The sequence below is a fragment of the Gardnerella swidsinskii genome, from assembly GCF_023277705.1.
Classification (GTDB): domain Bacteria; phylum Actinomycetota; class Actinomycetes; order Actinomycetales; family Bifidobacteriaceae; genus Bifidobacterium; species Bifidobacterium swidsinskii.
This window is the reverse complement of sequence record NZ_CP083176.1, coordinates 1,369,201-1,391,930: the sequence shown is the minus strand read 5'-3', so window position 1 is coordinate 1,391,930 and position 22,730 is coordinate 1,369,201. Positions and strand designations below refer to the sequence as shown.

Annotated in this window: 20 protein-coding genes; 1 reads left to right on the top strand and 19 read right to left on the bottom strand. The window is 41.6% G+C overall.

Annotated features, from left to right (window positions below; genetic code table 11):
• Positions 1 to 54: 54 nt before the first annotated feature.
• The 15 genes from K9E37_RS05630 to K9E37_RS05560 all read right to left on the bottom strand — a co-directional run bounded on the left by K9E37_RS05630 (position 55) and on the right by K9E37_RS05560 (position 17,671).
• The gene (locus K9E37_RS05630) at positions 55 to 690 is read right to left on the bottom strand and encodes a restriction endonuclease (RefSeq protein ID WP_248893219.1); all 636 of its coding nucleotides are present in this window, start codon (positions 688 to 690) and stop codon (positions 55 to 57) included.
• A 597-nt stretch (positions 691 to 1,287) separates the two neighbouring features.
• Positions 1,288 to 1,500, bottom strand: a complete 213-nt coding sequence (locus K9E37_RS05625) for a hypothetical protein (protein ID WP_101896516.1) — start codon at positions 1,498 to 1,500, stop codon at positions 1,288 to 1,290.
• Entirely contained in the window at positions 1,490 to 2,623 is a 1,134-nt protein-coding gene (locus tag K9E37_RS05620; protein ID WP_102703424.1) for a zinc ribbon domain-containing protein, read from the bottom strand. The genes K9E37_RS05625 and K9E37_RS05620 overlap by 11 nt, the downstream gene beginning before the upstream one ends.
• 280 nt (positions 2,624 to 2,903) lie before the next feature.
• Positions 2,904 to 3,131, bottom strand: a complete 228-nt coding sequence (locus K9E37_RS05615) for a winged helix-turn-helix domain-containing protein (protein ID WP_158245254.1) — start codon at positions 3,129 to 3,131, stop codon at positions 2,904 to 2,906.
• A 61-nt stretch (positions 3,132 to 3,192) separates the two neighbouring features.
• A complete protein-coding gene (locus tag K9E37_RS05610; RefSeq protein WP_248893216.1) occupies positions 3,193 to 4,665 on the bottom strand; it encodes an RNA-binding domain-containing protein in 1,473 nt (490 codons plus the stop codon).
• 236 nt (positions 4,666 to 4,901) lie between these two features.
• Positions 4,902 to 5,807 (bottom strand): 3'-5' exonuclease, encoded by a 906-nt coding sequence (locus K9E37_RS05605; protein ID WP_102703422.1) that lies wholly within the window; start codon positions 5,805 to 5,807, stop codon positions 4,902 to 4,904.
• Between the two features lie 403 nt (positions 5,808 to 6,210).
• The gene (locus tag K9E37_RS05600; protein ID WP_248893214.1) at positions 6,211 to 7,611 is read right to left on the bottom strand and encodes a class I SAM-dependent RNA methyltransferase; all 1,401 of its coding nucleotides are present in this window, start codon (positions 7,609 to 7,611) and stop codon (positions 6,211 to 6,213) included.
• A 42-nt stretch (positions 7,612 to 7,653) separates the two neighbouring features.
• A complete protein-coding gene (locus tag K9E37_RS05595) occupies positions 7,654 to 8,517 on the bottom strand; it encodes a DUF3159 domain-containing protein (protein ID WP_248893212.1) in 864 nt (287 codons plus the stop codon).
• A gap of 24 nt (positions 8,518 to 8,541) precedes the next feature.
• Entirely contained in the window at positions 8,542 to 9,306 is a 765-nt protein-coding gene (locus tag K9E37_RS05590; protein ID WP_004105066.1) for a DUF3710 domain-containing protein, read from the bottom strand.
• Positions 9,307 to 9,484: 178 nt separating this feature from the next.
• Complete coding sequence (locus K9E37_RS05585) at positions 9,485 to 10,351, bottom strand: exodeoxyribonuclease III (protein WP_102155340.1); 867 nt, start codon at positions 10,349 to 10,351, stop codon at positions 9,485 to 9,487.
• Positions 10,352 to 10,505: 154 nt separating this feature from the next.
• Positions 10,506 to 12,530, bottom strand: a complete 2,025-nt coding sequence (locus K9E37_RS05580) for a dipeptide ABC transporter ATP-binding protein (protein WP_102155343.1) — start codon at positions 12,528 to 12,530, stop codon at positions 10,506 to 10,508.
• Between the two features lie 24 nt (positions 12,531 to 12,554).
• Entirely contained in the window at positions 12,555 to 13,547 is a 993-nt protein-coding gene (locus K9E37_RS05575; RefSeq protein ID WP_004110381.1) for an ABC transporter permease, read from the bottom strand.
• A 12-nt stretch (positions 13,548 to 13,559) separates the two neighbouring features.
• Positions 13,560 to 14,486, bottom strand: a complete 927-nt coding sequence (locus K9E37_RS05570) for an ABC transporter permease (protein ID WP_004105077.1) — start codon at positions 14,484 to 14,486, stop codon at positions 13,560 to 13,562.
• A gap of 201 nt (positions 14,487 to 14,687) precedes the next feature.
• Entirely contained in the window at positions 14,688 to 16,316 is a 1,629-nt protein-coding gene (locus tag K9E37_RS05565) for a peptide ABC transporter substrate-binding protein (protein ID WP_004110383.1), read from the bottom strand.
• A 386-nt stretch (positions 16,317 to 16,702) separates the two neighbouring features.
• Complete coding sequence (locus tag K9E37_RS05560; RefSeq protein WP_102155345.1) at positions 16,703 to 17,671, bottom strand: tyrosine recombinase XerC; 969 nt, start codon at positions 17,669 to 17,671, stop codon at positions 16,703 to 16,705.
• Between the two features lie 85 nt (positions 17,672 to 17,756).
• On the opposite strand from K9E37_RS05560, the gene K9E37_RS05555 reads away from it, so the two are divergent.
• A complete protein-coding gene (locus K9E37_RS05555; protein WP_102155346.1) occupies positions 17,757 to 18,050 on the top strand; it encodes a DUF6725 family protein in 294 nt (97 codons plus the stop codon).
• A gap of 23 nt (positions 18,051 to 18,073) precedes the next feature.
• Here the strand turns inward: K9E37_RS05555 and K9E37_RS05550 are convergent, their stop codons facing one another.
• The 4 genes from K9E37_RS05550 to typA form a co-directional block, all read right to left on the bottom strand.
• Complete coding sequence (locus K9E37_RS05550) at positions 18,074 to 19,177, bottom strand: prephenate dehydrogenase (RefSeq protein WP_102155348.1); 1,104 nt, start codon at positions 19,175 to 19,177, stop codon at positions 18,074 to 18,076.
• Positions 19,171 to 20,166 carry a prephenate dehydratase gene (locus tag K9E37_RS05545; protein WP_102155350.1) on the bottom strand — a complete coding sequence of 332 codons (996 nt, stop codon included), beginning with the start codon at positions 20,164 to 20,166 and terminating at the stop codon, positions 19,171 to 19,173. The genes K9E37_RS05550 and K9E37_RS05545 overlap by 7 nt, the downstream gene beginning before the upstream one ends.
• A gap of 137 nt (positions 20,167 to 20,303) precedes the next feature.
• On the bottom strand, positions 20,304 to 20,711 hold the full coding sequence (locus K9E37_RS05540) for an alcohol dehydrogenase (protein ID WP_102155352.1): 408 nt from the start codon (positions 20,709 to 20,711) through the stop codon (positions 20,304 to 20,306).
• Between the two features lie 43 nt (positions 20,712 to 20,754).
• Positions 20,755 to 22,680, bottom strand: a complete 1,926-nt coding sequence (gene typA / locus K9E37_RS05535) for a translational GTPase TypA (protein WP_064621387.1) — start codon at positions 22,678 to 22,680, stop codon at positions 20,755 to 20,757.
• Positions 22,681 to 22,730: the final 50 nt, after the last annotated feature.

Sequence of the window (22,730 nt, the reverse complement as noted above, 5' to 3'; positions counted from 1 at the left end):
AAGCTCTGGTATATATCAACGTCGTGATATCTGACATTACTTGCGGACATTTCGTTAAATCTTGACCTGCTCAATTGGACGCAGATTCAAGCTATCCATGGTTCCTTTGGTCTCTGCCACAGAGAAAATATGCTTTACCTTTCCTTCATAGAAAGCAATTTCCCAGTCTGGAGAATAGTTTCCTACCGGTGTAGGTATCTGGAATGTTCTTGGAAGCTTTGCATATACACATACCTCTTCTGCTGCATCCAAATCCTCTGTGAAACAACGCTCCATGCTCTTTTCTGCTGATCCATCCGTAAATACATAATCTTGGATGGACCTCTTCACCAAGAATGCCTTATCGAAGCTCTGGGTATCTTTTTCTGCCGTAAAGATTGAGCTATCATATTTGCCCTCGATAGAATCATATGAAATATGCTCAACGATCATCGCTACTTTCTGTTCATTAATCAGTCGAACCACCTTAGTAATAAATTCTTCCAGATTATTCCTGAACATATAAAGCCTATCAATGCGAAGACCAGCAAGAATTGCCCCTACTGTCTTTCTTCTCAGGGTAGTGCCTTCTGCAACTTTTCCAACAAGATCGTATTTCACTTTACTTGTCTCAGCATGTTTCAAGTTATATGTACCGCTTGATTCTCTGACAAATGAAGCACCTCTTCCTTTTTCGTACTCTAGTTTCATTACGTGTTGGATACAATGAAGCTTTGCTTTTGAACTCTGAAACTATTGCTCTGTACTCTGAAACTTTGATTTAGAGCATCATATTATTTCTTACTATATTATGCTTGTAATACTGTATATCCCCACTTCACAGGGTGGGTGCAAAGTGGGTGCACTTTTTAACGTTATCCATCCTGTGCACTCGACCCTAAAGCGTAGACATGTTCCCTCATACAGCCAAAACACGTTGAAAAACCGCGAGAACCCGGCTTAAAGCCACTTCGCATTAAACCTTTTAACGATAGCCCTCGCTAAACCCTGCTACACAAGGGCAAAAATGCACCCACCTAATCAGCCTTTGACATCAATACGACAGTCTCGACGTGGCACGACTGCTTCATATTAATGTCGAGTGTGTAGCCAAATTCACGTTCGTTCGCGGGAATTGGTCAAAGCGAATTTTTTGAGGAAAACACACCGATTTTACCCTTGTCCGTTCTCGGAAACAGGTCAAAGACCATGTTCCTGCCCAATAATATGCAAACGCACAGATTTACCAACCGCCTCAAGACTTCGCTCTGAGGGAATATGTCTGAAATCCCATCGTCTCAACTCTGCTCAGGCTTTATTTCCTCCGCCACCACGCTTTCCCTTGGCAACAATAAATAGTGCGATACTGCCAACCATACCCACCGCACCTAATACGTCCTTTCTAAAATTTGCACTCCTTTCGCGTCTGCAATTATCACATAACTTGTACTTATTAGTGCTTACAAGTTCACATCCGCACTTCTTGCAATAACGAATTTCTGGACCTTTATTATTGCTCATCATAATCACCTTCGGTATGTTCTGTTTCTACTGTCAACAGATTATGTAATGAATACTCAATTTGTGCCTTCGGATCAAAGGCTGTAATCCTCGCTGCAATATCGGTAAACTGATCAACTACTTCGATCCGCTTCTGAGAAGAATTCTCATTGAGCAACAATAATGTATCTCGCTCATTAAGTTTATTTTCCACTATGAAGGATTTGAATTCCTCTAAGCATTCCTTGCACGGTTCGTATTCTCCCAACATTGCGTATCCTTCACACTCGGTCTGCACAGAGTTAGTAATGTAAACAATTGCCTGAAATGCGTCAATTGCCTTCCTGCTGACGTCTTTTTCTTCTTTGAATTTACGCATCATTTGAAAATCAGGCTTCTGGGAATGTTCGGTGATATAATACATATTCTGAGAAAAGTTCCGCATCAATACTCGCTTTGCATCTGTCGCACTATGTATAACATCCAGCATAGCCGCTTCTCTCAGCTTTGCATCCTGAATCAGCCTTGCCTGCATTAGTTTATCCCTTGCTCCTTCTGCCATAGCAAGACGATCATTCTGAAGCTCTACATGGATTTCTCTTATTGCATAACCGACATATTCTATTTCATCAAGAATCTGAGCCATTACCGCGTGCATCGATAAATTGTTTAAGGACTGTATGAGATTAGGTGTCAAGGCCATGTCCTCAAGTCTCACCTGTTTAACAAATCCATCTGCGTCACGAATTGTTGGTAGTATTTCTCCCTGTTTATCAATGGTGAATCGATAGATTCCCTTATCTATTAAATCCTTCACATAGGAATCCATCTTAGCAACCATGATGCGATTCTTGTTTGCCATAGCTCCTATTACTTCTGCAATTGCAGGAAGCTTCACCTTGATATTTTCCCACTTACCAAAATATTGAATAAGACTTCTATTATCTTCATATGAGATAATGCTTAGTTCTCCTCGATTCGGCTGCCACTCTTCAATATTATATTCGAAGATCGGAACCATCTCGTATTTGTCCTGCTCACTGATTGGCCTCTTTGAATCGGCACTTTGAAATCCACAATGCGGGCAATTCGTAGCTTTATCTGATATTTTTGTCCCGCATTCCGGGCATAGTATTCTGCTCATTTATTCACGACCTTTCCTTTTTATTTGATGTTTCATAAGAGGCCTTGTAATTTTTGCGAAAAGTTTCCTCTACCGGTCAGCCCCATAAATTCTTGCATTTCTTTCCGGCTGCGAGGAACATAGCAAAATTGAATTAAATCTTGTATCGTGGCTTGCTCCTTATCTTGTTCCCTTATCCCGCTTATCAGAATCGGACTTTTTATAAGGATCTTGATTCATCAAATATAATCTCGCCGTTATTTTCTGCCCATACATAAAGTCAATCCTTCACACATCTACATCACTCATTAATCTTCCAGTGACCATAACGCTTGCCACCAATGCGTTCTATGCTGCCAGAGTCTTTCATCTCATCCATTTTTCTTTGTAAAGAACGATATGGAATATTAAGTATCTTTACAAGTTCTACCTGCGTAATCTTAGGATCATTTTGAATGACTTCTATTATCTTATCCACCAAAACATCATTCAAAACGCCACTTAAAACGTCATCTTGGCGTTTTGGCACTTTGGCTTGATCTATAAGTGCGCTTTGGAGTGCCCTAAAATGCAGATGAATATATTATATCTCAATTCTTATAAATAACTTCCCAATAGCCGTTCTGACTTGTCCCATGGCGTAGAATTACGGAATTCTTCTTTAGCTTATTCATATAATATTTCACAGTATTAACATCCCAGTTTAATTCATTCGCAATCTTTGCTTGTGTATGGTCCGGATGCTTCAGTAAGAGATTAACTAACGTCTTATCTCTTTCGCTCAGTTCAGCTTGCATAGTACCTTGCACAGTACCTTGGGTAGTGCCTTGGGTAGTGCCTTGGGTAGTCGGCCCGACCTTGGCAGTTGCAGCCTCAGAAAGGGGAATCACTGTCGTAAAAACATCTGCCTCTGTAAAGACAGGCTCTCCACCAGAATACATCTTCGTGTATTTATAGCTGTTGCGCATACCGCTTCCCAGCTCATCAGCAAGACCGATCTCACGGAACACTTTTGCTATCGGCGGATTCTTTGCAAATGGCCTAAATGTTTCCAGATTCAAGTTTCCGTGCCCATGCGCAAGGTTCGCATTCTCTGTTGTAATCTTATCCCGTTCAATGACAAGCTTCGGTACATATCCACTGGAAAAATCACGGTGCATGAGCAGGTTGGAAATAATCTCACGCAGGATTTTATCTCTGGCGCTTATCCGCTGGACACCATCCAATGTAAAAACATCATTCAGATGCTTCTTTCCAAATTCCATCAGACGATCATAACTTTCAATCAAGTTTGTGATCACCACATCCCTGTCATCATAACGATCAACATTAAACACTCTGAAAATAGCGTCTGTCTTATGCTGAGGTAACACGGATATGATACGGTTATCCGTGCCAAAGAGCAAGACTGCCGCAAGTGTGATACCTTCTTTGTTCGTTTCCGGATCCTCAAGTATAAGCCCACAGCTTCTGAGCATCTCCTCATCCGTCATGTCAATCCACGGATGGTGCTCAGTATTCACTCTCGTCATTCTCCTTGCTCGATCCATAAGATCATGACGAAGGCTTGAAACCGGGATGGCAGGGTAGACCTTATTCACAAAATAGGTGCTTTGCTTACGGGCATAAAGGTTGAAAACCATGTCCGCATTATCTGTAATATCGATGTCCGACTCATTATTGCGATCAAATATTCTGCCCGCATTGCGGTAAACGGTTTTTCCAACAGGGACATAGACATAAAGAACAATACGCCCATCGATCTCATATTCCTCTGTAGTCAAATAGAGTGGCGGATACATTTTTCTCTCATTGTTGATCGTCGTAACAAAATTTTTCTTCATCTGCTCAACGCAGTCTTTATCAACACCGAGAATCGTCCCGTTATCCTTCACGCCAAAGAAAATATGACCGCCATCCCGATTAGAAAAAGAGCAAACAGTATCGTAGACATCCTTCGTAATATCTGTTGTTGATTTTTTGAATTCGACTGTCAGCCCCTCGCCCTGACGAATCAAGTTCATCAAATTTTCAGGGAGTATCATATAACTCACCCCTTTCATATCTTTGATGCGTATAACTTGTGCTGGCTACAGCATAAGCTCATAGGACTAATCCTCGTCCTTTGGTACTGGAATATAAACCATCCTCAGCGTGATCTTAGTTTCATTATGTGTTGGATACAATGAAACCTTGCCCTTGAACTCTGAAACTTTGACTTTCCATTCTGAGTTTTAACCTAACACTTTTAAATCTAATGCTTGGTATTCCTTTTACTATTTACGGCTTATATCTGAGACTATACTTCCAGCAAATCATAGAAAGTACGCTCATCAATAATTTCTATATCTTGCCCCTCAAGCTTGAGCTTTTCTGCTTTCTTATGCTTTGATGACTTCTCACCTTTAAGAATTGCATTATAATCATTATCCCCAAGTATTAGATAGTTAGTTTGCTTAGTCACACTATTATCTAAGACGCCGCCGAGATTCACTACAATCTGCATCGCATCCTTGCGAACCATTTTCTCAAGCTTACCAGTAAAAACCACGTGCCGATTATAGAAAAACCCATCTTTATCAACAACCACTTCATCAGGCTTAATGGCTTTGATATCTATCCCTTTACCACCGTGACTTCCGCTAACAGGCCATAAATCTTCAATGACTAGATTCTTCTCAGCCATGCGTGTTTTAACAGCATCATATAATTCTTTCGTCGCAATACAATCAGCTAAAGCACGGTGTTCATTATTATGCAAACCCAAATAATCAGTTAAATTGGAGAGTCTGTGATGCTTCAACTCAGGATACAGTTTACGAGCAAATTGCATCGTATCCATATACTGATTAGACAATTGAGTCTTAAAACCCTCATTCAAAAAACGCATATCAAAAGAAGTATTATGCCCAAGAATAATATCCTCACCAATAAATGAAAGCACAGCCGTTTTCACATCAGCGATAGACGGCATACTCGCCAACATTTCATTAGTTATTCCTGTTAATGCTGTAATAAAACCATCTACTCCGGTACTCGGCTTAACCAGCTGATCATAACGGTCTACTATCTCATTGTTCCTGACCCTTAAAATACCAATTTCAATAATTTCATCGTAATACGCAGATAAGCCGGTCGTTTCGGTATCTAGCACACAATAATCATCAATAATCTGCCTAGTATAATTAGTATTCCTACTATACATAAAATACCCCCAACCCCAAAAACCGATTATTATAATCCAATTATAAAGAAGAACTTTACGCTAGCAACTCATATCACAATTTTTCTTGAAACAATATTATCGATATTCCCAAATCACTTAAAACTACAATTTTTCAAAAAATATTCAACCCACCCTATACCAAAATCGCTAACATACTACAAGCAAACCGCACATAAACAGGTGGGTGCAGGGTGGGTGCAAAGTGGGTGCACCTTTTAACGTTAACATCCTGTGCACTCAACCCTAAAGCGTAGACATGTTCCCTCATACAGCCAAACTGCGCTCAAAAACCGCGCCAAGCCAGCCTAAAGCCGTCGCATACTAAACCTTTTAACGATAACTCTCGCAAACCCCTGCTACACAAGGGCAAATTTGCACCCGACTAATCAGCCTTTGACATCAACACGACAGTCTCGACGTGGTGAGTGTTGGGATATATGTCGAACGCGCGCAAAGACTGAACACTGTAGCCAAGCTCCCTAAACGTACCAACATCGCGAGCAAGACTGGTCGGATCGCAAGCAACATACACAACAGCTCTTGCCCCAGACTTCGCAATCTGCTTACAAACTTGAGCTTTAGCACCAGCGCGCGGAGGATCTAACACAACAACATCTGGATGCGCAAATCGGCGCACAATCTTAGATGACTTACTCGCCTTAAACACCTGCGATTCAAGCGTTTGCGCAACATCGCCTTCAAGCGCTTCAACAACATCCCTGCTAAGACCTGCGCGCCCAATGTTTCGCCTTGCATTCTTTACAGCAATCGGCGCACCCTCAATGCTAAGTACACGTGCTGGTTCAGCAGCACCCACAACACCATAAGAATCTCCGCCAACATTAGCCAAAGTTGCAAGCGGAATCGTAAACAAACCAGATCCAGAATACAAATCCCACAAAACCGTATTCTTACTACGACCACCAAGCGCAGAACGAACTAATCCCAAAACGTAGCTCACCAAATGCTCTGGAGCTGCGCGATGAATCTGCCAAAAACCGCGCGCGTCAACATCATAATCAAAAGTACGCGCACGCGATGAATCGCCAGCAACCGCAACGCGCACGCGCTCGCGCAACAAAGCCGAACCCGCAACCAACTCATCATTTACTATAAGCGCATAATTTTCGCCAATCGCATCAAGAAGCGCAGCCTTGTCATTAAAATCCAAACCTTCAACCCGAGGCTCTGGAACAGCAAGACGAATTTGCGCATTTGGCGAGAAAGAACGATTCCACAAGTCCAAAGAATCCGCAACAGCCAAAACCGCGCGCGACGCAAGTGGCATAGTATCAATCGCAATGCGTTCATGCGACTCGCGCTTACGCATAGACAATCGGCCTTCATCATCCGCAACCAACTCCATGCGCGTACGCCAATTAAATCCGTTAAGCTCCTCATCCCCCGGTATGCGCTCAACGTTAACATCGTTATCCGAAACATCCATGTGCGCTAATCGCTGGAATTGATTGGCAATAACGGAAGCCTTCCAACGAATCTGACCAGGCAAAGAAACATGAATTAAATCCGCTCCTCCAACTCCGCCGCCCTGAGCCAAAGGACCAGCAAGCTTCCATTGCGGCCCCACACGATCCGCGCTAGGCTCCAAAACTTCTACAACTTCGCCAGTAAAAAAGTGCGCTTTTGCACGCATCGGCTCATCCATGCGCACAACAACCAGCTCACCAGGGAGCGCAAATCGCACGAATACAACGCGTCCTTCGAGATGACCTACGCATCTGCCTTGATCTGCATATCGCTCGATTCGCATCGTTACTTGCATAGACTACCCCTTAGTTTTGCGTTTTGTTAAGCTGATTTTTTGTTAAGCTGATTTTACTTCGCTAGAATTTGCTTCGCTAGAATTTACTTCACTCTGCTCTACTTCGCTCTGCTCTACTTCTCGATTTTTATGATGAAGACGCATAAACGGCGTTGCAATAATCAAGTAGGAAACCCAAATTGCGAGCGCCCAGAACGGCAATCCCATAAGCAATCGAACAGTGCCAAGCCACACAACGTGATTCGTCAAATATAATGGCACTTGCAAAACAAGCCTCAGCACAAAAACAGCAATCCACAATCCTGTCACATACATATACGCTCGCTTAAGCGGCTTATAATCGAGCCATTCGTGAAGCCACGAGCCAAAGTTTTCCGTAGGCATTTTGCGAATTGACTCAATCACAAGCCCTAAAGCAGGCACGCGCACAATCAGCGAAATAGCAAGAAGCACACCATAAACAGCGTTCGTAATAAAGCCCATCATATAGTAGTCGCGCGCTTGGTGACTCGTCCACACCCAAACAAGGCAGATTCCAATGGAAACAAGCCCACTAATTGCTCCCATAAGCGATTGCCTTTGAATAAGACGAATCACAACTTGCAAAACAGCAATCACAGCTGCAACAATAACCGTTGTTTGCACATTTCGTGTTACAACGAAGCAAATAACAAACAGCAAGCCTGGAAGCATGGATTCGATTACGCCTCGAACGCCACCCATTGAATCAATTACAGAAAATGTAGATCCTTCGGCTCCAATTGAAGCCAATGTCGCTAGTCCTGAGCGTTTTTTGGTTTGCGCAGAATCGTTGGTTTGCGCAGAATCGTTGAGTTTTACTGCATTTGAAAACTCTTGCGAAGAAAACTCTTCTTCGGATTTCTGTAAAGATTCTTGTGAATCCATTCAATTAACTTTCTACTATTTGCATTATCTAATTTCAGCAAACATTGGACCGCGTGTAAGCGTAGTTTTTACTTCTACTTGTTGGTCGTAACCTAATGGTTTATCGTCTTTTTTTAGTGCATTATTAGCATCTTCATCAGACGTATTATTTTCCCCATCTTTACCGCTATTTTCTGCATTTAAAGCAGCTTCTTTTTCTTCTCTAGTTATTGGATCATGCATAGGAATAAAATCGCGAGGCGCAAGCGGCTCTTCACCACGATTTACAACAATCCCCTTAAACCATTCGTCTAATTGTTTTGTTTCGTTATTATTATCTGCAAGCTCTGTTGCTGCAGGTCCAGAGAATACTCCGCGAAGCATCCACCTAGGACCATCAACGCCAACAATACGCGTTGTAATGGTTTTTTCTCCAACTTTTACAGGCAACAGTAGCTCAGTACCGAATTCGCCTTGTACTGTACACGCTTGACTATTACCATCAAGCAAATCTTTGCATACTTCTAGCCAAATACCAGATGTTTTAGGCGCAGCAAAAGCTTCAACTTCTACGCTTGAAGAACCATAAGTTACTGTCATACCAAGAACTTGCGATGTTTCATGCTGCTTTTTTACTCGCAACTCAATGCCTTGAAAGTATGGAATATAGATTGAACCAAAATCTAGATAATCGCTAAAATCAGGAGCATCTTCATCATTGAAATCCCATGGACCAGTTTTTACCTCTACGATTTTGTCTTCAACTTTTGAAGATTTTTCTTCTTCATGTCGGCCAAATAACCAACCCATTATTCCTCATTTCTTAAAACAACAAATCTACAAAAATATATTTATTACTTATTATTGTAAATTGCCTAACTTCATCAGGATAGCACAAGCAAAGCACTGAAAAATTTGCGTTATAGTACATTCATATACACGTGCGATTATTTAGTTATTTCACATTATGCAAATTAATACTTACGCATCACACGTCATACTTTATACTTAACGGCGCGTGATCAGACCATCGCGCATCATGACTTTCAGCACGATCGATCACAAATCCGCGAGCGCTTTCCGCAATTTCAGGAGTTGCGAACTGGTAGTCTAATCTCCAGCCAACGTTATTGTCGAAAGCTTTACCGCGCTGACTCCACCAAGTGTATGGTCCTTGAATATCTCCTGCAAGCATGCGCATAACGTCCACAAATTCATATTCGTTAATCCAGCGATCAATATAAGCGCGTTCCTCTGGCAAGAATCCTGCACTTTTTTCATTAGCCTTAGCGTTTTTAATATCAAGTGAAGTATGCGCAATATTAAAGTCACCGCACAAAATCGCTTGATTTCCGCCACTTGCTGCAATATTTCGAAGCTCCCCCAAGCGTATAAGCATTGTGTCTAAAAAGCGGAATTTTTGTTGCATTTTCTGCGGATCGTCCACATTTCCAGCATGAACATACACAGAAGCAATAGTAATTTCATACCCTTCAGGGGTACGCACGTCAGTTTCAACCCATCGCCCAGAATCAACATCCTCGTTTAAGCCAGGCAAACCGTAGCGTTTTTCAACTACAGGAAGAGACGTAACTAGAGCTACTCCAGCTCGACCTTTTACACGGCAAACTTCATTTGTATAAGTAAAATTATCGTTTTTTATAGAATTTACGATATTTTCAGACGTACGATATCCCATTTCAATTTTTGTCATAATTGGGTCGATTGCATCCTGCGGAGCGCGCACTTCTTGCATACACCACACGTCTGGAGTATGCGCGTCAGACCAGTTAAGCATACCTTTGCGCTCAGCTGCACGAATACCATTTAAGTTTGAAGTAGTAATTGTAATCATAAATCTAACTCTAATATGCGCATTACACAAATATGCGCGCTGCACAAAGCAAAAATTAAGGTGCAGAAATTTATAAACCCAGTTATTAACCAAGTTTATAAACCCTGCACCTTTATTTTTATTTTATTAGATTAGATTAAATATTTAGATTAAATTAATCCAAGCCAAGTTCCAAGTTTCCACCAGGAATTGCATCGAGCAAATCGCGAGTGTATTCCATCTGTGGATGATCGAATACCTCATCTGTAGTTGCATGCTCAACAAGCTTTCCATGCTGCATAACAACAACTTCGTCTGCAATCTGACGAACGACAGCCAAATCGTGTGTGATGAACAAATAGCTCAAACCACGCTCCGCCTGCAAATCGTTAAGCAAGTGCAAAACCTGATCTTGCACAAGCACATCCAAAGCAGATACAGCTTCATCGCAAACTATAACATCTGGGTCCAAAGCCATAGCACGAGCAATCGCAATTCGTTGACGCTGTCCTCCAGAAAGTTCGTTCGGGAATCGAGTCATAACTGAAGCAGGCATACGAACCATGTCTAGAAGCTCTACCACACGGTTTTTACGACTCTTTTTATCACCAATCTTATGAATACGCAAAGGTTCTTCAATTGAACGATAAATTGAGTACATAGGATCCAAAGAACCATACGGATTCTGGAAAACTGGCTGCACATGGCGACGGAAGTCAAGCAAATCCGCACCCTTTAAATCGGAAATATTCTTACCTTCGTAAGTAACAGTTCCACTTGTTGGCTTAAGAAGTCGCAAAACCATATTCGCAACAGTAGATTTACCTGAACCAGATTCACCAACGATAGCTAACGTCGTACCACGCTTAATAGAGAATGAAACGTCGTCAACAGCCTTAAAAAGCTCTTTCTTGCGAGGAAGCTTAAACTCACGAGTTAAGTGATCCACAGTAATAATATGCTCACTTTTTTCGAGAGTTTGCTCACCTACTACATGATGCTCAAGCAAGTTATCAGCGTTACCACCGTGTTCTTTAACAGAAATAATGCGCTGAGAAGCTAAGCTTGGAGCGGCAGCAACAAGTCTCTTTGTATACGGATGCTGAGGATGCTGCAAAACTTCCAACGATGGGCCAGACTCAACAACACGACCCTTATACATAACAACAACATGCTGCGCGCGAGAGGCAGCCAAACCTAAATCGTGTGTAATGAAGAGAACAGAAGTTCCGAGCGAATCAGTTAGTGTATGCAAATGGTCAAGAATACGCTTTTGCACAGTAACATCCAAAGCGGAAGTTGGCTCATCTGCAATAAGCAAGTCCGGTCGGCAAGCCAAACCAATAGCAATCAAAGCGCGCTGACGCATACCACCGGAAAACTCATGTGGGAACTGACGTGCACGAGTTGCAGCATCTGGCAAACCAGCTTCATCGAGCAAACCAGCAATACGATCTTCAACGCTTGCACCTACAACATACTTTTTGGCAATTTCCCAAGCTTTGTCGTCATTTACACCATATTTGATTAAATCGTCTGCTACGCGCCAACGAGTTTCAGAGCCTGGAACCCACTCTTTCTTGTAGTAATCAATAGCTTCATTGAACTTTTCAGCATCGTTATGCTCATCAAGCCCAACTTCTTTCAAAGCTTTCTTAGCAACTTCAATCAATTCTGGCAATTCTTTAGAGCCAAGGAATGTTTCATCCTCATTGCTTTTGACTTGAACAGAATCGCCTGCAAGAGCCTCAGCTAATGAAGAACGCTTCTCGTGATCAACGTCAACACCATTTGCGATTAATGCTTCTTTAACTTGTTCGCCAATACGCCACACAGGGTTCAAGTTGCTCATAGGATCCTGCGGAACTAGACCCATTGCAGTACCACGCAAAGCAGCAATCTCTTTTGGCTTCAAACTGCTAATTTCTTTACCCTTGAGCTTAATAGATCCACCTGTAACATGACCAGTTCCAGGAAGAAGACCAAGAACAGCCATTGCAGAAGTGGACTTTCCTGAACCAGATTCACCTACAATTGCAACCCACTGACCAGGATAAACACAGAAGCTAGCATCTCTAACAGCATGAACAGCTTTTTTTGAGTCTGTTGTGAAATCAACCTGGAGATTTTTTACTTCCAACAATGGCCCTTGCTCTAGCTGCATGGCGCGAATGTCTATATCTTTACGTGTTGTATTCATAAGTTTTATTCCTCCACGCTAAATTCACGCCTTACGGCTCTTCGGATCTAATGCATCCTTTACAGCATCACCCATCATAATAAAGGCGAGCACAGTAATTGCGAGTGCAATAGACGGATAGAACAAGACTTCTGGGTTCGTAGTAAGAACATTTCTAGCGGTAGAAATATCTCCACCCCAGCTGACAGTAGTACTTGGTAAACCAATTCCAAGGAAGCTTAATGTTGCTTCCAACACAATATAAGTTCCAAGCGAAGTTGTTCCAACAACAATGATTGGAGCCAAAGAGTTCGGGATAATGTGTTTGAAAAGATTACGTATTGGAGTAGATCCTAAAGCAGTAGATGCGGTATTGAATTCAAGATTTTTTGATTCCATAACAGCGCTTCGTGCAATACGAGCAACGCTAACCCATCCAAAAAGCACCATAACAAGCACAATTTTCCAAATTGATTTAGATGTACGGAACATTTGTAAAACTACGATTGCACCAAGAAGCATTGGTAAAGCCAAGAAGATATCAGTTATTCGGCTGAGAATAGTATCAACCCAGCCTCCGAAGAATCCTGCTAACGCACCAATTAAAGAACCAACAAGTACAACCAAAATAGTTGCAAGCAAACCAACACTTAGCGATGTACGAGTACCATAAACAACTCGAGCATAAATATCGCAACCTTGCATATCAAAACCAAATGGATGCGCGGCTGAAGCTGGCTCAAGAGAGTGTTCCAAAACGCAATAATTAGGATTGTGCTTTGTAAGAATGCTTGGGAAGAATGCAACAAAAATAATTGCAATAATCAAAATTGCAGAAACAATAAACAATGGATTCCTGCGCAAAGTTCTCCAAGTATCTGCCCACATACTCGTTGCAGCAGCGGATTCGTCTACGGAATCCACTTCTTGAATAGGCGTATCGTCTAATGGTGCAACGTAGCGTTCTTGCCCCGGTAATATATTGCAATTTGAAGCATTATTTGCAATCAAATCATTTTTCATCAAATTATCTTCCATAGTGTACTCCCCTCACGCGTAACGAATGCGCGGATCAAGAGCCGCGTACAACATATCAACAAGAAAATTGCTAAATACAAATATCAATGTCAAAAGCGTGACAATGGAAACAACAAGGTTTCCTTCTCCTTTTAGAATCCCTTGATATGTGAGGAATCCAACGCCATGAATGTTGAAGATTGTTTCCGAAATCATTGCACCGCCCATAAGAGCACCCAAATCCTGGCCTAAGAAGGTGACGACAGGTATAAGCGAGTTGCGCAAAACGTGGCGAACAATAACAGAGCCTTCTTTTAAGCCCTTTGCACGAGCTGTACGCACATAATCAAGCGAAATATTTGAAGAGATTTCAGATCTTGTAAGTCGAATGATATACGCCATAGACACAGAACCAAGAACCATTGCAGGAAGAAGCAAATCGAAGAATCCAGGATCGTTACTAGCTGTAACTGGTAATATACGCCATTTAACACCAAATAAGTATTGTCCTACGAAACCTGTCACAAATGTTGGAACAGAAATAAGAAGAAGTGATACAACCAGGATCACACTGTCATACCACTTGCCTTTCTTCAAACCTGAAATTATGCCAAATATGACACCAAATATTGCTTCGAAAGCGAATGCCATAATTGCTAGTTGAACAGTAACTGGGAATGCACGACCAATTTCATCGATAACTGGTTGACCTGCAAAAGTATGACCAAAATCGAGGGTAAGAGCATTCTTTAAGAAAAGTAAATATTGAATAATAAATGGTTTATCTAAGTTATACTCGGCTCGTATTTGTGCAGCCACTGCAGGATTAACAGGTTTTTCTCCAAACATTGCTTTTACTGGGTCTCCAGGCAAAGCAAATACTAAAGCATAAACTAATAATGTTGTGCCGAGAACAACAGGAATCATCTGCAAAATACGACGCAGAATGTACTTACCCATCGAATTCTCCTTGAATTGTTAAAACTTACTCAAAAAACAACAAAGTGCCGCTCCAGCTCAATAGTTTTATTTAACTAGTTTAGCTGGAGCAGCAATTTCGCAATAAGCGATATTAAATTATTAAGAGGAACCAACTAGTGTTACCTACTAACTTTCTAAAAAGTATGTAACACTATGCTGTTTTCTTAATTAGCTACCAGCTTATTTGTGAAGCTGATAGTACAGCGGCATATTCTGCCAATCCATTGTGAAGCCCTTCAAAGTTGGAACCATCACAGCCTTAGCGTTCGAGTAGAACAATGGGACAGATGGAAGATCCTCAAGAAGGATTTCGTTTGCTTGCTGATAGAGCTTAATAGCCTCTTCTGGCTTAGCAGATGCAGCTTTCTTAAGTAAATCGTCGAACTTTGGATTCTTATAATCACCTTCGTTGGAACCATTGCCATCAGCTGCAACGGAAGCAAATTCCTGAGTCAAGTAATTTTCTGCACTTGGATAATCTGGCATCCAACCTGCACGCCATGCACCCTTAATCTGACGCTTAGCGCAAGCATTACGGAATTCCTGGAATGTAGGAATTGGAGTGGTCTCAGCCTTGATTCCAAGATTATTCTTGAGGGAATTCACAACAGCATCAAACACAGACTTTGCATTTCCATCGGCATTGTAGGAGAAAGTAAGAGATCCATCATACTTAGAAATCTTATCTGCCTTAGCCCAAAGTTCCTTAGCTTTCTTTGCATTAAATTCTACGTTCTCATGACCCTTAAGATCAGCCTTATAGCCTGGAGTCAATGGAGAAGTAAATTCGTTCGCAGGAGAAGCAGTGCCATTGAGAATCTTGTTGATAATCACCTTACGGTCTATAGCCATAGAAATAGCTTGACGACGAAGCTTACCTTCTTCAGTCTTTACATCGAAGTGCGGGAGGCTTGAAGGAATAGTGAACTGTTGGATTACAGAACCTGGACGGTTGTAAGCCTTAACAGTTGTATCTTTCTGGAAAGTCTTAGTTTGGGTATCTGGAATATTATCAGTCATATCGAGGTTTCCAGCCTGCACATCGCGGTATGCAGCGTTACCGTCTGTATAAACCTTGAAAGTTACGCCATCATTCTGAGCCTTACGTGGACCATCGTAATCTGGGTTCTTCACAACTTCAATCTGCTTGTTGTGATCCCAAGATTTGAACAAGTATGGACCAGAAGAAACAGGCTTTTCGCCATAAGCCTTTGGATCCTTGTAGAAGGATTCCGGAAGTGGAGCAAATGCCAAGTAGCCAACCTTAATTGGGAATACAGAATCTGGCTGTTCCAAATCAACGGTAAAAGTATTTTCATCAACAACCTTCAAACCAGAAAGCTGTTCGTCACCCTTAGTACCATCCTTCTGCAAATCAGCATAACCCTTAATGGTTTGGAAGAAGGAAGCACACTTCTGAGCATTCTTAGCGTTAGCGACGAAGCTCCAAGCTTTCACAAAGCTTTCGGCTGTAATAGGAGTGCCATCGCTGAACTTCTTTCCTTTCTTAACCTTCACGGTGTACTGGGTAGCATCAGCATTTGGAGTGATGCTTTCAGCATCCTCATTCACAGGATTACCTTTTTCATCGAAAGTTACCAACGTGGAATTAACCAACATGGCAGGACGAGCGCCAGCATTTTCGTTAATATTTCCAGGGACTAATTCGTTTTGTGGCTCAGAGTTTGAAACGGTAATAATAACCTTGCCACCGTTTGTTTGTGCATTCTTAGCGGAAGAGCCACAGCCACCAAGTAACATTGCCAGCGAGCAGGCAGCAGCAGCGAAAGCCAAAGCCTTATTCTTCATATATTTTTCTCCTAACGTCTGGTAGGCAGGATTGTCATATCACAAAAAAGCCAAACATCAGCTAAAACATAAAAATCCATCCGGTTTTTATTGCCAGATGGATTCTCGCAAGCCAATGACGAGGCCTCTTCGTTGATTAAAATTCAATGATACGTATTTTTACAAACAATGCAATAGTAAAAGAAAATTGAAAAAAATATTGTATATTAGTAATAATTAATTATTTAAGTCTAGATTTAATTATAAATACCGAAAATTTTATTATTTATATAGTAAAATTTATTGTTTTTTATAGATATATGTATATTACAAAAATGTAAATTAACATATTTATTATGTAAAAAACATGTTAAATATGAATAATTGAATGCTTAAAACATTTACTATCATGCACGCGGAAAAGCTTGAGAATACTTACGTTTTAAAGATTCAATAGAAACATGAGTGTAACGCTGAGTAGTATTAAGCGATGAATGACCCAATAATTCCTGCACTTCGCGTAAATCTGCCCCTCCATTCAACATATGCGTAGCAGCACTATGCCGCAAAGCATGAGGAGAAATATCCGGAACATGCGCACTTTTAGCCTCGTCATGCACAATCTGCCTTACCAAACGCTGATCAATACGCTTTCCGCGAGTACCAAGAAATACTGCCTCTTCAACAGAATTTCGCAATAAAATTTCTCGTCCATCTTTAGAAATCCAAGCAGATAAAGCTTTATAAGCAGGAACCCCAAAAGGCACAACACGCTGCTTATTTCCCTTACCAGTAACTTTTATAGTGTGCGAGGAAAAATTAATATCCTGAATATTTAAACTAGTAAGCTCACCAACACGAATACCAGTCGCATATAAAAGCTCCAGAATTGCAGCATTGCGAAGTCCTACAGCTTTCTGATTTTTGGTACACGAAGGTGAAACATTAGCTTTAGAATCAACATTATTCATTAATGATTCTGCTTGATATTCATCCAAAACAGATGGCAGCATATTTTTAATTTTTGGCGTCATTAAAATTTCTGCAGGATTACTGCTTATGTATTCAACATGCTGACACCACGCAAAAAAACCACGCACCGCGACTACTTTGCGAGCCAAACTTGAACGCGCATGACTTCGCAACTCATCAGCCATCCACGAACGCAAATCATCCGTAGTAAGCTCCGAAATATTATTAAATCCGTGCCGATTACACCATGCTAAACATTGCAAAATATCACTGGCATAAGCTTTCTGCGTGCGTTCACCCAAGCCTTTATTAGCACGAACATAATCAATATAATCATCTATTAAACTCATATATTTAGAAGGTAAGCCTAAGAAATTTTCAGAAACAAATTTATTGTTGCTCATGCTTAACTCACCCTTCCATAAAAGTTTAAAACAAAACGTTTGCCATATACTTCAGTCACATGCATAATACAACAAGGAGCATGTTATGAACACACAAACACGGAATTTAACTACACTACCGAAGCAAATACCTGCAGGCTCGCGCATAGTAGTAAGAACTTACAAAATTATAGAAGACAATAACGATGGAACACAAAAAATCGAGTATCATGATGCGATTGGGCACGTACTCGAGTGGGACGGGGTAATGCTTCATTTACTTCGAGATCCTGCAGCAAACGGCACTAGAGCTGCCGAAGAAATGTTCATTGATGCCAACACTATTTACCGATTAAAGCCAATCCCAGAACGCAAATTCCAAAAGCCGCTTAGTCTGTAGAATTGTCTGATGAGGAGCAAGTTTTACACATTTCTCAAGGAAGCATCTGAGCGCAATAGTAGTTGCGAAGATTCGTTAGTATTAGATTCGCAGATTTCAACAATAGATTCACCTGAGCGCGCGGATTCTAGTAATTCCTGCTGCCAATTGATTTGAGAATCATACTTCCACAATCTGCTATTTGCATCATCATTTTGCTTAGCATCGTCACTTTGTTGCGTACTAGTTTTAGACGAGTTGCGCTGCAGGTATTTATATTCTCTCCAAGATTGAGCTTTAGCAAAAAACTCTTGCTCTAAAGCATCCGCGGTTTCAACATCATTATCTAACATATTTGCAGCAAAAGTTAGCTCAGAAATTACGGAACGCAATAATTTCGCAGTATTATGCCGATTTTCACTTACCATAGCACGAGTGCGTTGAGGATCAGTAAGAGCAACTCGTGTCATATCCCGCCAGGAACCTGCAGATAGTTGTAAAGCAATAGCACGATTAGATTGTTCACATAATACGTTTGCAAGAGCTGTTGCAACAACATGAGGCATGTGAGAAATAAGAGCTGCAGAATTATCGTGCGTTGCATCATCCAAAACTATTGCACGATTCTCGCATAGCGAAACAATCATTTGCAAAATATTTCTAACTCGCCAAAACTCAGTAGAATCATCAACAGTTAAAGCCCACAAAGCACCATTTAAAAGCTCATCACTAGAAGCTTTCCAACCAGTAAATTCACTACCAGCCATCGGATGCGCACCAACGTAACAATCTTGCAAACCTGCATCTTTTACTTGCTCTCGAACTAAAGTTTTTACGCTGCCAACATCGCTAATAGTTGTGCAAGATTTGTCAATATAAGGTGCAACTTCATGCAAAATACTTGGCATAGAAGCTAGAGAATTGCACAAAATCAGAACGTTTGGTCGAAGCTTAGCTAAATCTTGCACATTGTCCACGCAAGTAATTCCTAAATTTTCAGCTTCTTCGTATGGATTATGATGCCGATTCCACGCATAAACGTTACATTCAGGCAATTTTGCAAGTCTTTTTGCAAGAGATCCACCAATAAGACCAAGACCTACAATACCAACAGAAAATTTTTGCGAAAATTCAGCATCTTCTACCATAATAATTCTCTTTCTGCACGCATTACGTTCAAATTACGTAAAGCATCAACTGAAGGTTCAACGCACACTCCACCATGAGGTAGCATCCAATCATCCATCACCGGATTCTTGCGTTTATCAGAAGAATACACTGCTAAAACTCGAACCCAATCACCATGTTCAACAACCTCTTGAATCATAGCTTTACACGTAGAATCCCAAGGAGCAGCATCAACAGCTGCAATAAAACTGTATAAACCGCCTCGCCCTTTAATCGGTCTAGACATAAAGGAAGTCATATTAAGACCATGATCACGCACAACATCAAGCAAATTTGCTAACACTCCAGCACCTGTGCAACGCGGAATAAATGCAATAATTGAGGAAAATGATGAAAAGTTTTCTCGCTGCACATTAACAAAATCTAAAGCCTGATCTCGAGGAGCTAGCACTAAAAACTCAGTTCGCGCGCCAGAAAAATCTTCAACTGCTTCACTCACAATCTGCCTATTGTATAAATCAGCACAAATTTTAGGGCATAAAGCAACTTCTCCAGGAACTAAATCCCTACAAGCAGCAGCATTTGAAGACGCAGTTTTTTCTTTCAATCCACGCTCTTGAGCAAACTTACGACATTGTGCCAACGCGTGAGGGTGAGCAACAATAGTAGAACAGTTATCGATTGAATCTGACTTGCAAATAACAGCATCAAAACTAATATCGACACCTATTCGAGCAATACCAACCATATTTTTTGCATCAATGAGTAAATCTAAATTAGGTATTACAACGCCTTCAATATTGTTTTCCCACGCAATAACACCCCAATGCTGATGCTCTTCAATTTCACTAGCAATACTAAGAACATTCTCGCAAGCAGTTGGAATAAGTCGCAAATTCTCAAATGATTGTAACTGCTGCTGAACTTTTAAAGCTGCTTGATGAGTAAAAGAACCTTCCGGCCCTAAATAGCATAATTTACGTGAGAACTTACTGTTACTACTATTCATAAGTATTCCTTAAAAACTGTTGCAGTTAAGAATATTGTAATCAAGACTACTGTAAAAAATACTGCTTAATACTTCTTTGTATGCAAAATTCACAGCGAAGTCACGCTTAAATTATTGCAAATTCTTTGCTCATTTCACTATTCAATAACAAACCAACGCTGAGGCATACAAAGCAAAATTAAGTGAGCAACAAGAACGCCGTAAAGCCAAAAATATCCAACATATTGCGAACACCATGGCAACGGTATTGTGAAACCAACAGGTACTAGAATTGCACTGCCAATAAAATCTAATGCGAGAATCCAAGCAAACGCGGAGAAAACTATTGCGTGAATAAGTAATCCACTCCAACCACTACGAGATCTTGCACACCAAGCAGACAAAAACAGCAAAAGCATAGACAATACGAATCCGTAAGGAATGTTATCCATTGCACCGCAGCGATGAGCAAAAGTACCAATCAACGCGCATATTACTGCAGAAACACACGTGGTCGCATACCTACCCCACGAAGGCAAGCGATGCGACCACGGTTTCGACGACATAATAAAACCTAACGTTCCATTACTAATTGGTATATTGCGATTATCATGCAGCGTTGTTGTTTTGACGACGCTGCTTAGCACGCCACTTATACCATTCGTCACGGCTCAAAATAATCTTGCGCACGCGAATTGCTTCAGGTGTAACTTCCACGCATTCGTCTTCGTTAGCAAAGTCAAGAGACTCTTCCAAGCTCATCTTGATTGGCGGAGTCAAGGTCTCGAGAACATCAGCGGTTGAAGAACGCATGTTAGTCATGTGCTTAGCAAGCGTAATATTTACATCCAGCTCATCTGGCTTATTGTTAATACCAACGATTTGTCCTTCGTAAACTGGGCTTTGTGGATCAACGAAGAATACGCCACGAGCTTGCAAACGCTGCATAGCATAAGGAGTTGCAACACCCTTGCGGTCACAAACCATGGAACCATTCTGACGAGTCACAATCTGACCAGCCCATGGAGCATAACCGGCGGAAATAGAGCTTGCAATACCAGTTCCGCGAGTAGCAGAAAGCAAAGCAGTGCGGAAACCGATAAGACCGCGAGATGGAACAGTAAATTGCAAACGAACCCAACCAGAACCGTGGTTGCTCATAGAATCCATGCGACCCTTGCGATCAGCCATAAGCTGAGTGACGGTACCCATGTACTCTTCTGGGACGTCAATCGTAGTGCTTTCCATAGGCTCATTAATTTGACCATCAATAGTCTTGGTAACAACCTGAGGACGACCAACTGTAAGCTCGTAGCCTTCGCGACGCATCTGCTCAGCTAGCACAGCCAAAGCAAGCTCGCCACGACCTTGAACTTCCCAAGCATCTGGACGCTCAGTTGGAATAACCTTAATAGAAACGTTACCAATAAGCTCGCGGTCCAAACGATCCTTAATCATACGAGCAGTAAGCTTATGATCCTTGCCTTCAGTTCCAGCAAGAGGAGAATCGTTTACTCCGAAAGTCATAGAAATTGCAGGATCGTCGACATGAATTAATGGAAGCGGCTTTGGATCGTTTTGGTCAACGATAGTTTCGCCAATCATAATGTCGTTTACGCCAGCAACAGCAACAATGTCGCCAGGACCTGCAGAAGCTACAGGAGTGCGCTCCAAACCTTGAGTGCGAAGAAGCTCAGAAACACGGAAGTTTTCAATGGAACCGTCGACGCGAGAAAGACCGTAAGTCTTGCCCTTTTCCAAAGTTCCGTTGTAAATTCGCACTAAACCGAGACGACCCAAGAAGTCAGAGGAATCAATGTTTGCAACATGAGCTTGAAGAGGAGCGCCTTCTTCGTATTCAGGAGCTGGAATGTTTGAAATAATAGAATCAAACAATGGCTCCAAATTATCGTTATCTGGCAAACCACCATTTTCAGGCTGATTAACAGAAGCATAACCAGCTTTAGCAGCGCAATAAATTACTGGCAAATCAAGCAAAGCGTCGAGATCGAGGTCAATACCTTCCTCGACAACATCCTGAGCCAAGCCAAGAAGCAAATCTGTAGATTCGCCAACAACTTCTTCAATACGAGCATCTGGACGATCTACCTTATTTACGCACAAAATAACAGGAAGCTTAGCTTCCAAAGCTTTACGAAGCACAAAGCGAGTCTGTGGAAGAGGACCTTCAGAAGCGTCAACCAACAAAACAACGCCGTCAACCATAGAGATACCACGCTCGACCTCACCACCGAAATCAGCGTGACCTGGAGTATCAATAACGTTAATAGTGATACCTTCTGGATGACCATACTTTTCAGCTAATGGACCTGTGTACTGCACAGCAGTGTTCTTAGCAAGAATAGTAATGCCCTTTTCGCGTTCCAAATCATTGGAATCCATAACGCGATCTGGAACTTCTTCACGCTCAGAAAATACGTGCGACTGCTGAAGCATGGCGTTTACCAGAGTGGTCTTACCGTGGTCTACGTGCGCCACAATTGCCACATTTCGAATATCACCGCGAACAGTCATCACAAACCTCTTCCATTCTTCGCGTTTAAGTAATTATTAACATGCAACCG